We start from the raw sequence: 14,401 nt of genomic DNA on the forward strand, positions 1-14,401 counted from the left end.
CATAATTGCTCTTTTTAAAAACACAAAGACCTGCAGAATTTTTAAAATGGATTTTTTAAAATTCCTTTAAACAGGTTGTTATGCAGCCTGTTGTAGGTTTAGCTCTGCATTAATACGGTCTGCAGCTAATTTTGAAGCATTATACATCAAAGTAACGATGTCAAAATGGACTTTAGCACGTTCACCTGTGCGATTACGAACATTGTTGAGCTGGAAGAACTCCTTTAAATACGCATTAACGCGTTCCACTGCTGAACGACGGTTGTAAATAGCTTTCCAGGCTTTGGAGCCACGAGCCGGCGCTGTGTATCGTCTGAGGTCTTTGGTAATTTTCATCTTGAACACTTTTTGGCAAATACCTTCATTGGCTAATGGGCAATCTTTGCATTCCTTCGGGCTCGTGTACTTCAGTGTTTCATATTTGGCATCGTAACTATCATAACGATACGAATACTCACGGAAACAAGTCGGGGCAAAATACTTATCAAACCCAATTGGTTCCGATTCATTCCGTTTATTATAGGCAATAATGGATTGCTGCCCCATTTGGTACACTTGCTGGTAAATCGGTTCAAAATCATAACCGGCATCCATCGTCTGATAACGCAGATCTGAAAGAGGCAAGCTTTCATCCATCCCTTTCAGTAAAGGAATCGCAGCTTTTCCGTCGTTCAGATTTGCGGATGAAAAAAGGGATTGTAAAATATATTGACTCGATGCACCGACCGCCAGATGGCCTTTATAGCCAAACCAGAATTCATTTTTGCCTTTACTGTTTTTCTTGACGCCCCATTGGGGATCCCGGGGAACTTCATCACGCAGTTCGGTTAAGGAAACGCCCAATTGGGCTTCAATTCGCTTGTCATAAAGCGGCATATTAGCTTCTTTTTCAGCTTGTTCCTTTAGCCATTGGTCACGCTCTTCCTTGGATTTGCGGCCGCGCTTTTTAGGCTCCGGCTTTGGCTTTTCTTCTTTAGGTGGTGCCTGATCGCGTGCTTCGAAGTGGGTTGCATCGATGGCGACTGTGTCATCAACGATAAAACCTTCCGCAATGGCTTGAAGGGCAACTTTTTCCTGTGCCTTTTCTAAAATGTTTGATTCGCTCAGCTTCGCAAAAAGCCGGGAATAAGAAGCTTCAGATGGGATTGGATCAGAAACAAGAAATCCGCAATTCAGTTTAAAGGCAATATCGTCATTTAGACGTTTGACCAGGTCTTTTATCGTTGGGATACGCTCGATGTATCGAATGAAAATGGAAATAATCATCGCTGCATAATTCAGCTCTTTCGGCGCACCAAGTCGCGATTTTTTGGTCACTTCATGGTAAATCGAATCCAAATCAATCGCGGAAATGATTGCCTCATATTTTTGGGTAGGTTCCATTTCATATAATTCTTGGATGCCAAATAAGCTCGTTTGTCGTATAATGGTCATAGGAAGTTCCTCCAGTCTTTTTGGGACGTTTTGGTCGACTACCATTATACAAGATTTGGGGAGGTACTTCCTTTTTTATGCTTTTGAGCCCTTGCGGCAGAAGGACTAAGAATTATGAAATTCGTTCACACTCATTAAAAAAAGAATTCTCTAGCAGGATAAAACTTTGCTATATTGATGTACCTTTTAATACTAGTTCAGACAGTTTTGCTTATAACGATAGGTTTAATCATTCAACTTGGCTTACATTCATGAAAAATCGTTTAGAAGTGACCAAAACACTAATGAAAAAAGATGGATTAATATTTGTCCATTGTGATAAGAATGAAGATGCCTATTTAAAAGTATTAATGGATGAAATTTTTGATCGGGAAAATTATATAACATCAATTTCTGTAAAATCTAATTCAATTTCTGGCAACAAAACAAGATTTAAAAATAAAACTATATTAAAAAATAAAGATACCATATTAGTGTATAAAGGGGATGGGGAAGTCACTATTAACCCTCAGTATACTGAAAAAACGAAGTGGGATACACACTACAATGCCTTTTTAGAAGTTGTAGATGAAGGAAAAAACATTTATAAACCTCGACGTCTGAAGGATGTTTTAATTGAGAACAGTATTATTGATTCGGCTACTACCATTACTGAGGATTTTATTAACAATAAACTTTTTATGGAATTCTGTATTAAACATAAAAGTCAAATTTACCGGTTAGTTAATTCAATTCCAGCTGATATTAAATCGAAAAGTTTAGAGAGCGAAAACAAAGTAATAAAATATAGCGATACAGACGGTAACATTCAATATGCCTTAAATGGTAGTAGGATCGCATTTTTATCAGGGGCTGTACAAGAAATAGATGGTTATGAAAAATTAGCCCAACTTTTAGGGGATATGTGGTCAGATATTGATTTTCAAAACACTCAAAACGAAGGTGGCAAAGGTGTATCCTTCCCTACAGGGAAAAAGCCCGAAAAGCTACTGCAAAGAATCATTGATATGGCAACAAAAAAAGGTGACATTGTATTAGACTTTTTCATGGGGTCAGCAACAACACAAGCTGTAGCAATGAAGTTAGATCGTCAATTTATTGGTATTGAACAAATGGATTATATTGAAGATATATCAGTTAAGCGTCTTAATAATGTGATTAATGGTGAAAAAGGCGGGATTTCTAAAGCCGTCAATTGGGATGGTGGTAGAGATTTCATATATTGTGAACTTGCAAAATGGAACGAATCAGCAAAAGAAAAGATCATCAAATGTGATAACTACAATGAATTAGTGAGTTTGTTTTCTAAGCTTTGTGAAAAATATTTCTTACATTATAATATTAAAGTTAAAGAATTCCAAGAAAAAATTATAAAAAAAGATGAATTTATAAATCTAACTCTTGATGAGCAAAAAAAAATGTTTATTCAAATGTTGGATTTAAATCAGATGTATATACACCGAACGGAAATGGAAGATAGTAAATATGGGATTGATGAAAGAGATCAAGAATTAACAAAGTTATTTTATGAGGGGGATTAAAATTTGACACAAGATCAAGAGTTATATAAAACCCTTAGCGAAAAGGCGCGGAAATTAAGACTTCCATTTCCAAAAGTACCTAAATATGTTATAGATAATTTGAAATATGATTTGTTCTACTGGCAAAGAGAAGCATTTGAAAATTTAATAACTTATGAAAACATTAAAGAAATAAAAAACCCTAACCCCCCAACTCATTTGATGTTCAATATGGCAACTGGAACAGGGAAAACTTTATTAATGGCAGCGTGTATATTATATTATTACGAAAAGGGTTATAGGCATTTTTTATTCTTTGTAAATCAGAATAATATTGTGGATAAAACTGAGAACAATTTTGTGGAAAGTCAACATCGCAAGTATCTTTTTACAAAAAATATAATTGTTAATGACAGAACGATTGATATTAAAAAAGTAAATACTTTTAGCAAACATACGAACGATATTGAGGTAAAGTTTACTACAATACAAAAACTTTACAACGATATACACGTGGAAAAAGAAAACAATATATTATTGGATGAACTGGATAACAAAAACATTGTTATGTTGGCGGATGAAGCTCATCATTTAAACACAAATACCCAACAAAATATTGGTCAAACTGAGTTGGACTTAGAGACTGAGATAACTGGTAAAACAGGGGAAGCTGAGGTGGAGCGTAAAGGTTGGGAACATACAGTAATAAACTTGTTATTAAATAAAAGAGGAAATTATGATATTAATAATAATATACTATTGGAGTTTACTGCCACTCTACCTGAAGATAAGCAAGTTGCAGAAAAATATATGGACAAAATCATTTATAAATTTGGTCTAAAGGAATTTCTAGGAGAAGGGTATACGAAGGAAATTAATTTAATTTCGTCCCATTTTGATAAAAAAGACAGAATCCTTCACGCTCTTCTTTTTAATTGGTATAGAGAAAAAATCGCATTGAAACATTATGGTTTAGGTAATAAAAGCTTAGCAAACTTTAAGCCAGTGGTGCTATTCAGAAGTAAATCTATTGATGAGTCAAAACAAGACTATGAATATTTTCAGCGCATCCTCAAGGAGTTAACAGTTAGTGACTTTTCATTTTTAGATGATATAGAGAATAAGATTATTGAAAATAAGAATGCCCATGAAAAGGGGAAATCAAGGACACGAGATGTTTTAGAATATATAAAACGAGAGAACATAAGCTACTCTCATATAGTTAATTATATTAAACACAATTTTTCTGAACGAAACTGTATTATTACTAATTCTGATAGAAATACTACTAAAAAAGAGAAAACTGATGACGAACAAGAAAGGTTATTAAATAGCCTTGAAGACAAAGAAAATAATATAAGAGCTATATTTACTGTAAAAAGGCTAACAGAGGGTTGGGACGTATTAAATTTATTCGACATAGTTAGATTATATCAAGGACAAAATGCTGGTGGTTCATCAAGGAAAACACCAAAAGCTACTATTGAAGAAAAACAGCTTATAGGTAGAGGCGTTAGGTACTATCCTTTTTCATATAAGAATCACGTTGAAAATAAACGAAAATTTGATGATGAGATGGATAATGAATTGCGGGTCTTAGAAGAGTTATATTATTATACTTACGATGAAGATTCTCGTTATATCTCTCACCTTAAAGAAGAACTAAGAAAAGATGGTTACATTAAGGATAATAAAGTCGAAAAAAGATTTAATCTGAAACCAGAATTTAAAGAAAAACCTTTTTACAATAACACTGTCTTATGGATTAACGAGAAAATCAATAATCCAAATCGTAAAAAGAAGTCTTTGGATGACTTAAAGGAAAATTGGTTTTTTGAATGCAAAGTTGCGGGTTTTGAATATACAGAAGAAGAGTTACATTTACAGAAAGACAAGGATGTAAGCAGGATAGAGTATCAAGAAAAAACAAATAAGACTCTGAACAAGAACCTTAGTGACTTTGATCGTCAAATCTTCTATAAGGCGATAAATATTAAGGCCCAACCAGAAAACTCAATATTTAAGTTTAAAAACTTAAAAACTGAATTAGATATTGATAGTATTGATGATCTATTGAAGGAAGAATTTATGGGTGGTTTAGATGTCAATATCGTAGTTAATCAAGATTTAGATTTTAAACAAATCTCGAATAAGGAAAAGTTAAAAATACTATCAAAGGTTTTGGATAAATTCATGGTGGAAATTAAAGAGTATATTAATCCCTATATAGGCACTGAATTTAAGCCAGTTAAGTTTTATGATGTGTTTGGTAAACCAAAGACAAAAGTTATTGAAGAAAATGAGGAATCGGTAAGGATTGCCCAAGAGTTATTTAATGAAGACTGGTACATCCTCAACGATTTTAATGGTACAGATGAAGAAATAGGATTGATAAATGAAATAAAAAACACTATTAGCAATCTAAAAATGAATTATCAGGAAGTATATTTGTTAAGGAATGAAGAGGTTTATAAATTATTTGATTTTGATACTGGCAGGGGGTTTCAACCAGACTTTATTTTATTGTTAAAGTCTAAAGACAAGAAAAATCAATTTTATCATGTTTTTATTGAACCTAAAGGTAACGGGTTATTAGATAAGGATAAATGGAAAAATGACCTATTAAAAGAGATAACTGAAAAGTATTCCACTGAAGGTACTTTGACTTTTGAAACAGATAACTACTCATTAATAGGATTGCCGTTATATAATATTAACAATAAACAAGATTTTCGGAATGAATATGAAAAGTTATGGAGATACTAGAAAATATTGATTGGTTCGGTGCTTGGTGTCAAGGTATGATATCTATAGGTGAACAAACGCATGAGGTGTTTGATTGTAGAGAATCTCCTATGTGACATTTTAAAATGTCACATAAAAGTAACTAAAAATAATAAATGCACGAAACGAAGCGAACTTAATTTCCCTTTTGGCAGGCTGATATATTTATGAAAAACTAAAAGGTGAGCTTATGAAATGCCAAGAAATTAAGTCAAGTACGGGCGGCATGATGTAACCTGCCCTCTGAACCCCTGATATAGAAGGATTTTATGTAAGATGAGAGTGAAATGCTAACATTTTGCTAACACCCGAGGTTTTTAGCGGAGGCTTCTCATAAGTTGTCCAAACTTGTGGGAAGCTTCTTTTTTCATTTCTTGCGTGACATGGAGGTACACATCTTTGGTGATTTGATCATCCGAATGGCCAAGTCTGTCCATGATTTGTTCTAGTGCGACACCCGCTTCGGCTAAAAGTGACGTGTGCGTATGTCGCAAAGAGTGTGGCGTTAAGTTTGTATTTAATTCTGCTAGGGAAAGCAGTCGCGCCATTCTGTTTTGAACGGTCTTGATGACAATGGGATAACCATGTTGACGTTCCATTTTTGCGAAGATGAAGTCCTTGTTATAGTAACCATCCCCTAATTGCTTAATGATTTGATCTTGAACTTCTTTATGCTCCTTCAAAGCGTTGATTATCTCTTCATCCACAATAATTTTACGACGTGATTTTTTTGTCTTTGGTGTGACTAGTAGGTATTCCAATGTATTATTATTGGGATTGTAATAGGTCTTGGTGATGCTTATCGTATGGTTTACGAAATCGACATCTTTCCACTTGAGGGAAACTAATTCACCAACTCTAATTCCTGTATAGGAAAGAATCAGGAACATCAAGTAATCATGTTCAAGTCCATAATCCATTGCTGTTTCTAAAAACAATGCAAGTTCCTCTTTTTCAAGGTACTTTGGAATTTCCTCTTCTTTCAGCTGTTCAATCGTTTTCTTATCTTTTTTGAGATAAGCAAACTCCGTTGGATCCTTTTTGATTAGCTCCATTTCGAGTGCTTTTCGAAAAATCATTCTCCCGGTTCGGTTGATCCCCGACATTGTGCTATCAGAATAGCCTTGGTCTTTTAAATCAATTAATGCATCCTGATACCTCTTTCTTGTAATGTTTTTTAATTTTAGCCGGGAGAGGTAAGGTAACCATTTGCCAATCTCATGTACCCTGACACGAATGGTTCCCGGTTTTACATCTTTTGAATCTTTGTTGATTTTAAGCCACTCATTTGCAAACTCGATAAATGTTTGGTTCGATTCCTCCACGTACATCCCTTGTTCTACTTCATGAACGAGGGCGGCTGCACCTGATTGAGCTTCTTTCTTTGTTTTAAAACCGCTCCTTACCTTTTAAATGTACCAGTAAGTGACATATGATTACCACCACATTTTCTGATTGATTAAGGTAAAAAACCATACGTGTTTTGAATTATAAATGTTATATTTGTTGTACTAATTTGATTAATTTTCAATAAGGACTGTCCTCAACAAACGGGCCATTATCTGGAATAAATGACTGCTTACAATCTTCTATTTTTTATGGATACCGTCCCCTATATAAATCACAAATATTGAAAAACAAGACCCATAAGAACTGCTATAAAGAATTAAAGCGCAAAAATCCGGAAGTGTGCCTCAATTCTACATTGATATAATTCATGTAGAAAAGGGGTGACAACATGAACAATACATCAATTGGATTATTTCAAGGAATTGCCTTATATATTGCAACAGTTTTAGGATCAGGTGTGCTTTTTTTATCCGGTGTTACGGCCTCAATAGCTGGGCCGGCGTCCATATTATCCTGGTTGATCGTGATTATGATTAGTTTTCCCCTGGCTTATTCGTTTGCCTGCTTGGCAAGGGAATACCCAGACGCTGGAGGGGTTGCTACTTTTGTAAGATATTCATTTGGGGAACATTCAGGAAATATTGTTGGATGGTTTTATTTTGTCACAGCAGCAGTTGGACAGACCATCGTGGCCTTAACAGGAGCTTATTATTTAGGAAATGCTTTTGATTTTTCTCAGATTCAAATAACGTTTGCTGCCTTATTGATGCTGGTTATTGCGGGAATCACTAACTATTATGGCATTCGAGTAAGCGGTAAAATAGCATTATTGTTAAGTGGGTGTTTATTTCTTCTATTAGTAATAACGATTGTGCTTGCTATTCCTAAAATAAGCTGGAATGAATTTAGCCCTTTTTTTCCTAATGGAAGTGGTTCAATAGGCTCTGCTTTAACCGTCATTTTTTGGGCTTTTTTTGGCTGGGAGGCGATTTGCAGCCTTGCAAGCAATTTTAAACACCCAAAACAAGACATCGTTAAAAGTACGATTAATAGTGCCATTGTTATAGGTGTGCTGTTTCTGGCACTTAGTTTTATAACCATTGGAACGGGGACATACGGTGATGAGGAGAGTAATTTATCGCCCATTGCAGTCATTATGAATGATACACTTGGTTTAAATGCGCAATTAATTACCGGTATTCTTGCTTACATCATTTGTATAGGCACAACAAATGCATTTGTCGCAAGTCTTACTCAGCTAGGTTATTCACTAAGTAGAGATGGTGCGTTTCCTTCTTATTTTTCTGTGTTACATCCAAAAATCCAAATATCAAGGCGCATGGTTTTGTTTGTCGTTATATTCGCAGGGGCGGGAGTTCTCATTACAAAGGCTCTTTCTCTTACGTTTAATGATATTTTATTTATTCCAACGTCTTTGGGTATTCTTGTTTATATTCTTGGGATGGCTGCTGGTGTCAAACTGTTTAAAAAAGGAAGCTTACCCTGGGTGTGTTCATTGATTGCCTTGATTTTATGTGCACTTGTGCTTCCGTTTTTTCGGTCATATATCATTGTTCCATTGGTTGTCGTTTCTATATATGCAGTCTATATGTTCTTTCGTAGTAATAAAAGGAGTTGAATGGGATGGTTGTTCATGCAAAGTTTTTTTTCAATGAAATGGTAAGAATCGCTAACAGCTGTGACCACTCATATGACGGCGTGTTTTTCTATGCGGTGAAAACAACAGGAATTTTTTGCCGCCCTTCTTGTAAATCGAGGTGCCCTAATAAAGAAAATATCACCTTTTTTCAAACAGCAGAGGACGCAAAACAAGCAGGTTTTCGCGCCTGCAAAAGATGCCAACCGGATATGGTGAATTTTGATCCTAAAATGGATCTCATTAATGACACAAAGGCATATATTCAAGAGAATTATACGGAAAACCTTACATTGAAACGAATAGCGCAAAACATTGGTATAAGCCCTTATTATTTAGGACGACTTTTTAAAGAGCACACATCAAGAACACCACGCACCTACTTAGAGAATCTACGAGTGCGTAAGGCCGTTCATCTTCTAAAAAACACGGACATGTCAACTATTGATATTTGTTATGAAGTAGGTTTTCAAAACGCATCAAGTTTTTATCATGCCTTTCAAAAACAGACTCAGTATACACCCCAACAGTATAGAAAGGATTTTAGCTATGATCTATGATGAATGTCAAACAGATATTGGGCTTTTAAGATTTGTGCTAAAGGAAAACGGAACGCTTGCACGCGTATTTTTAACCGATCATCATTGGTTAACTTTTGTTGAAAATAATACTGTTAAAAAGAGCTCTGAGCTGGGAAAACCCATTCGAGAACAGTTTCATGAATATTTTGGTGAAGAACGTAAGGGTTTTGATTTACCATTTGAACTTGAAGGGACATCATTCCAAAAGCAAACATGGAAAGCATTGCAAGCCATTCCTTATGGGGAAACAAAATCCTATTCTGAAATTGCTCGTTCTATTGATCGACCGCAAGCTATTCGTGCTGTAGGATATGCAAACAGTATGAATCCATTGCCGATTATATTTCCATGTCACCGGGTTATTGGAAAAAGTAAAAGTCTGACTGGGTACGTTGGAGGCATAGAAATGAAAAAGAAACTACTTCATATTGAAGGTATCGTTATTTAAATACCCCACGGAAAATCAATCTTCCAGAAACGGGCGCCGATCGACAAGTTCTGTTATAAGCGCTTTATAGCGTGAAGTACAGGGGATTATTAATCCTAAACTTACAACGGAGGATGGGAATGAAGGAACCATGTTTCCCGAAACCATCCCGTCAATACTATTGCATGCGTCATGTCTGACAGGTCATGGGGTTTGAAGTACAGGTAGATTCGGCAGAACGAAGGCTGGAGCCACTCCATAGGAGAAGGTATGCTAACGGATATGCCGCGCGGCTGAAAAACTGGATAAGGTGAGAATGTTCTCGCGAAAGGGAACTGACGAACTTCCGAATGTACGGGTCTAAAGTTTGGCCATAAGGAAACTTTATGGGTCATCCAACGATGGCGTGAGTGGTGTAGAGTAAAAATGCGCCCTCTGAAATACACTATACCGGAGGCGGTATCCAGCTCACAGGCTTATAGGAAGCACCTACGTCTAGTATTACTAGCTACGTTGTAAGGGACTTGGAAAGCAAGGAACGTTGGAAACATGGGCTGTCACCCTAACGGTTACTATAAGGTATAGCCGAAGTGTATTTATCCTTGTGAGGGAAGGGGCATGACTGATGAAACTCCTGTAATGGGAGTGGAGGAATAGCCCCAAGTCTAGCGAATGGAACTGTGGTTTTCCAAACGTGCATTGCACCGATCGGGTAGGAATGTGTGATTTTACACAGTGCGAGCTTTCAGGCAAGAGTTTTCTATTTTGGACGGTAGTTTTCCTCTTTTCTGAAGGTAACGAGGAACTTATCATTTAGTACATTCTGTTAGATGGAGCGCGAAGTGCGGGGAAACTTGCATGCTTTGCGCGGAGCAGGGGAAAAGCTGGAGATAACTTCAAACGCTTACCTATTGCTGACTTTTCCCTAATAAGGATTAGCGCCAATATTGCATCATAGGGCCATACTCTGGAACATTAAGTATCGTACACCAAAGAAGTTTCACTCAATTGTGCAACATAAACCAAAAACTTATATACTGGTTATTAATTAGAGAGAGAAAAAGGAAGTGCGATATGAAAGATTTTGGACTTATGGTGTTGGGTACTTTTTTCTTTGCTTTTTCAGTAACAATATTTGCAATGCCTAACTCACTTGCAGAGGGTGGCATCCCTGGATTATCCCTCTTACTTTATTTTGGGTTAGGCTGGTCTCCTGCATTGGTGAACTTCATCGCGAATGGAATCGTTTTATTAATTAGTTATCGTTACTTGCCTAAGTCAGTAATAATAAAATCAATTATTGCTATCCCCTTATTTTCAATATTTCTGTTCATATTGGAGGATTTGGGGTCTCCACTGAATGATCCCCTTCTCGCTGCCCTTTATACAGGAGTATTTACTGGGGTTGGCTTTGGTTTCATCTTTCGTTCGGGAAGTACTATAGGCGGAACGTCCACTATTGCAAAAGTGCTAAACTATAAATTCGGCTGGGAAATAACAGGAACAAACTTTGTGCTAGATGCTTTAATTGTTGTAGGTGGAATTTTTGTTATTGGCCCAATTCTAACATTAAACACTGTAGTAGCTTTATTTATTGGTTAGCGAGTGACTGACTACGTCTTAGAAGGGTTTGAATCAAAAAAGGTTGTTCATATATTCTCAGATTATAGCGAATCAATAGCTCGTTTTATTCGAGAGAATCTTGGTGCCCATACTACGATCTTGCAAGGTAAAAATGATGGGAATGGAAACGATGAGAATCTTATTTATGTTGCAGTTCCAAAACAGCAATTATTTTATTTAAAAAAATTGATCCGTGAGGTTGATGAGATGCGTTTATTGTTGTTAATACAGTAAAAGATGTGAGTGGTGGTTCGCTTGCAAAAGCTCACTATCCAACACAAAAAACGTTTAGTAGTACAAAGGAAGAAAAACAGTACTATAGAAAAAAGCTGAAGAATGACAAAAACATCTAAATTTTAACCAATTATTTACTTTAGAAAATACCCCACCTGTTTTTTAGATGGGGAGTTATGATACTATGCCACAAACGGGCGCGCGCGACAAGTTCCGCTATAAACCCTTTGAAGGGTGAACATGCGGGGAATTCTATTAATTCTAACGTTACAACGGAGGATGGGAATGACGGAACCATGTTTCCTGACACCACCCCATCAATATTTCTGCGTGCGTCATTGAATGACAGTTCATGGGGTACGAAGCACAGGTAGAGTCGGGCAGAAGGAAGGCTAAATCCAATCCAATTGGAGGGTATGTAAGATATGCCGGATGGCCTGAAAAAAGTAGACACGGTGAGAATGTTCCACTAGAGCGACTGACAAACTTCCGATGTAAGGGTCTAAAGTTTGAACATAGTGTAAAGCTATGTCCCAGCTAACGTTGGGCCGAGTGGTGTAGAGTAAAACTGCGCCTCTGAAATACGCCTATACGACAATGGCGGTATCGTCGTCCGCAGGCTTAAAGGAAGCACCTACGTCTAAAATGGATAGCTACGTTGTAAGGTACTTTGGAAGTAAGGAACGTTGAAAGAAGGATGTCATCCCGAAACGTTTGTAATAAGGCTAAAGCCGAAATACATTTATCCTTGCGAAGGTAGGGGTACGACTGATGAATCTCTGTAATGGGAGTGGAGGAACAGCCCCAAGTCTAGCGAATTAGAATGATTATTTTCTTCACGTGAATGACACCGATCGGGTAGGAATGTGGGAACATCACTCTTTGGGAGGGATGCCACAGTGTCAACTTTAAGATATTGGGATTACTACAATATGACGGAAACTTTTACGGATTTACACAAGAGGGCTAGTAACAACGATTCATTTAACCATTTATATGAAATGATTACATCACGAGAGAATATTTTACTAGCTTATCGGATGGTCAAATCTAATAAAGGTTCGAAAACATCTGGAACAGATGGAAAAACCATCAAAGACATCAAAAGGATTACGGAAAATGAATTAGTGAAAATAATCCAAACAAAACTAAAAAACTATCATCCTAAGAAGGTTAGAAGAAAATGGATTGAAAAGGAAAATGGTAAATTAAGACCACTTGGCATTCCATGTATCCTTGACCGTATTATTCAACAGTGTTTTAAACAAGTTCTTGAGCCAATTGCTGAAGCCCACTTTTATAAACATAGCTATGGATTCAGACCGTTACGGTCTACTCATAATGCTATGGCAAGAGTACAATTTCTAATTAATCAATCGCAGCTTCATTATGTTGTGGACGTTGATATCAAGAGCTTTTTCGATAATGTTAATCATACACTTCTCATCAAACAGTTATGGAATTTAGGTATCCATGATAGAAAAGTATTGGCTTGTATATCTAAGATGCTCAAAGCTGAAATTGATAAAGAAGGGGTGCCTTCTAGGGGTATACCCCAGGGCGGTATTTTATCGACGATATTAGCGAACGTTGTATTAAACGATTTAGACCAGTGGGTTGCAGGTCAGTGGGAGTTTTTCCCTTTCTCGAAAAACTACAAATCTCAAGCTGGAGAAAGAAATGCGAAAAAACGTACAAACCTTAAAGAAGGTTACCTTGTCCGCTATGCGGACGATTTTAAAATTCTCTGTCGAGATGGAAAAACAGCCCAAAAGTGGTACCATGCAGTTAGATTATATATTAAAGAACGTTTAAAACTGGATATCTCACCAGAAAAGTCGCAGATTGTGAATTTGCGAAAAAGAGAATCCGAATTCTTAGGGTTTACCATTAAAGCAAATGTGAAGAAGGATAAAAGAGTTGCCCATACAGGCATCAAACGTAAGAAAAGGGAGAAACTTAAAGAACAAGCCAAAAGGCACATCCGAAAGTTGAAAGACTCCCCTACAGTCCAAAATGCTTTACGCTTTAACAGTTTTGTTTTAGGTATTCACAATTATTTTAACAGAGCGACACATGTCAATCCAGAATTCTCACGTCTTGCCTATGATCTAAAAGCCTTTCTGTACAATCGCCTTCGTACTGTTGGGAAATATGGACATCCAATCAATCCTACTTCAACCTATAAGAAGTTTTATAGTAAAGGATTTAAGACGTTCAAAATTGCCACTGTACACCTGTTTCCTATAGGAAACGTCAAAACAGTAAATGCCATGAACTTTAGTCCATCATTATCTCTTTTTACAGAAGAAGGCAGGAAGAAAATTTACGATAAATTACAGCCAAATATTGAATTTGAAATCAGCGTACTAATGAAGGCAAATCTTCCAGATAGAACAGTTGAATACATGGATAATCGCATTAGCCGTTTCAGTATGAAAATGGGGAAATGCGAAATCACAGGTTGGGATTTAACTGCCTACGAAGTTCACTGTCATCATTATACACCTAAACATCTTGGAGGAACGGATAAGTTCAACAATCTTCGTATCCTTCATAAGGACATACATCGGCTAGTACATCGTAAAGATAACGAAATCATTGCATCCGAAACACAGAAATTCGGATTGAATAACTCAATAATAAAGAAACTAAATCAATACCGAATGGAATGCGGGCTGGAAAAGGTAGAACTATCTCACGTCTAAAAGTAACGAAGAACTTATAATCAATTATACATCGGTAGATGGACCGCCGAATGCTGGGAAACTGGCACGTTCGGTGCGGAGCA

The 14,401-nt window shown here is 36.6% G+C and carries 10 protein-coding genes; 8 read left to right on the top strand and 2 right to left on the bottom strand.

The window, feature by feature from the left end; genetic code table 11:
• Window positions 1-78: 78 nt before the first annotated feature.
• Window positions 79-1,434: an IS1182 family transposase gene (locus tag Len3610_RS19085; protein WP_176449316.1), complete on the bottom strand. Its 1,356-nt coding sequence runs from the start codon at window positions 1,432-1,434 to the stop codon at window positions 79-81.
• A gap of 77 nt (window positions 1,435-1,511) precedes the next feature.
• On the opposite strand from Len3610_RS19085, the gene Len3610_RS19090 reads away from it, so the two are divergent.
• Window positions 1,512-2,975, top strand: a complete 1,464-nt coding sequence (locus Len3610_RS19090; RefSeq protein WP_176449317.1) for a site-specific DNA-methyltransferase — start codon at window positions 1,512-1,514, stop codon at window positions 2,973-2,975.
• Window positions 2,976-2,978: 3 nt separating this feature from the next.
• Window positions 2,979-5,720 carry a DEAD/DEAH box helicase family protein gene (locus tag Len3610_RS19095; RefSeq protein ID WP_176449318.1) on the top strand — a complete coding sequence of 914 codons (2,742 nt, stop codon included), beginning with the start codon at window positions 2,979-2,981 and terminating at the stop codon, window positions 5,718-5,720.
• A gap of 335 nt (window positions 5,721-6,055) precedes the next feature.
• On the opposite strand, the gene Len3610_RS19100 is transcribed toward Len3610_RS19095, so the two are convergent.
• Window positions 6,056-7,063 (bottom strand): tyrosine-type recombinase/integrase, encoded by a 1,008-nt coding sequence (locus Len3610_RS19100; protein ID WP_255259689.1) that lies wholly within the window; start codon window positions 7,061-7,063, stop codon window positions 6,056-6,058.
• A gap of 413 nt (window positions 7,064-7,476) precedes the next feature.
• Between Len3610_RS19100 and Len3610_RS19105 the strand changes: the two genes are divergently transcribed.
• The 6 genes from Len3610_RS19105 to ltrA all read left to right on the top strand — a co-directional run bounded on the left by Len3610_RS19105 (window position 7,477) and on the right by ltrA (window position 14,318).
• Window positions 7,477-8,727 (top strand): APC family permease, encoded by a 1,251-nt coding sequence (locus tag Len3610_RS19105; RefSeq protein WP_176449320.1) that lies wholly within the window; start codon window positions 7,477-7,479, stop codon window positions 8,725-8,727.
• 5 nt (window positions 8,728-8,732) lie between these two features.
• Complete coding sequence (locus tag Len3610_RS19110) at window positions 8,733-9,305, top strand: bifunctional transcriptional activator/DNA repair enzyme AdaA (RefSeq protein ID WP_176449321.1); 573 nt, start codon at window positions 8,733-8,735, stop codon at window positions 9,303-9,305.
• Window positions 9,295-9,774 carry a methylated-DNA--[protein]-cysteine S-methyltransferase gene (locus Len3610_RS21490; RefSeq protein WP_176449322.1) on the top strand — a complete coding sequence of 160 codons (480 nt, stop codon included), beginning with the start codon at window positions 9,295-9,297 and terminating at the stop codon, window positions 9,772-9,774. The genes Len3610_RS19110 and Len3610_RS21490 overlap by 11 nt, the downstream gene beginning before the upstream one ends.
• A 1,053-nt stretch (window positions 9,775-10,827) precedes the next feature.
• The gene (locus Len3610_RS21320; RefSeq protein WP_255259690.1) at window positions 10,828-11,355 is read left to right on the top strand and encodes a YitT family protein; all 528 of its coding nucleotides are present in this window, start codon (window positions 10,828-10,830) and stop codon (window positions 11,353-11,355) included.
• A 3-nt stretch (window positions 11,356-11,358) separates the two neighbouring features.
• Entirely contained in the window at window positions 11,359-11,610 is a 252-nt protein-coding gene (locus Len3610_RS21325) for a DUF2179 domain-containing protein (RefSeq protein WP_255259691.1), read from the top strand.
• Between the two features lie 899 nt (window positions 11,611-12,509).
• Window positions 12,510-14,318 carry a group II intron reverse transcriptase/maturase gene (gene ltrA, locus Len3610_RS19125; protein ID WP_176449323.1) on the top strand — a complete coding sequence of 603 codons (1,809 nt, stop codon included), beginning with the start codon at window positions 12,510-12,512 and terminating at the stop codon, window positions 14,316-14,318.
• Window positions 14,319-14,401: the final 83 nt, after the last annotated feature.

This window comes from Lentibacillus sp. CBA3610 (assembly GCF_013373365.1).
Taxonomy (GTDB): Bacteria; Bacillota; Bacilli; order Bacillales; family Amphibacillaceae; genus Lentibacillus.

Bases quoted from the DNA above. Each gene is read 5' to 3' on its own strand.
- Len3610_RS19105 (WP_176449320.1), top strand. From the start codon at position 7,477: ATGAACAATACATCAATTGGATTATTTCAAGGAATTGCCTTATATATT.
- Len3610_RS19085 (WP_176449316.1), bottom strand. From the start codon at position 1,434: ATGACCATTATACGACAAACGAGCTTATTTGGCATCCAAGAATTATAT.
- Len3610_RS21490 (WP_176449322.1), top strand. From the start codon at position 9,295: ATGATCTATGATGAATGTCAAACAGATATTGGGCTTTTAAGATTTGTG.
- Len3610_RS19110 (WP_176449321.1), top strand. From the start codon at position 8,733: ATGGTTGTTCATGCAAAGTTTTTTTTCAATGAAATGGTAAGAATCGCT.
- Len3610_RS19090 (WP_176449317.1), top strand. From the start codon at position 1,512: ATGCTTTTGAGCCCTTGCGGCAGAAGGACTAAGAATTATGAAATTCGT.
- Len3610_RS21320 (WP_255259690.1), top strand. From the start codon at position 10,828: ATGAAAGATTTTGGACTTATGGTGTTGGGTACTTTTTTCTTTGCTTTT.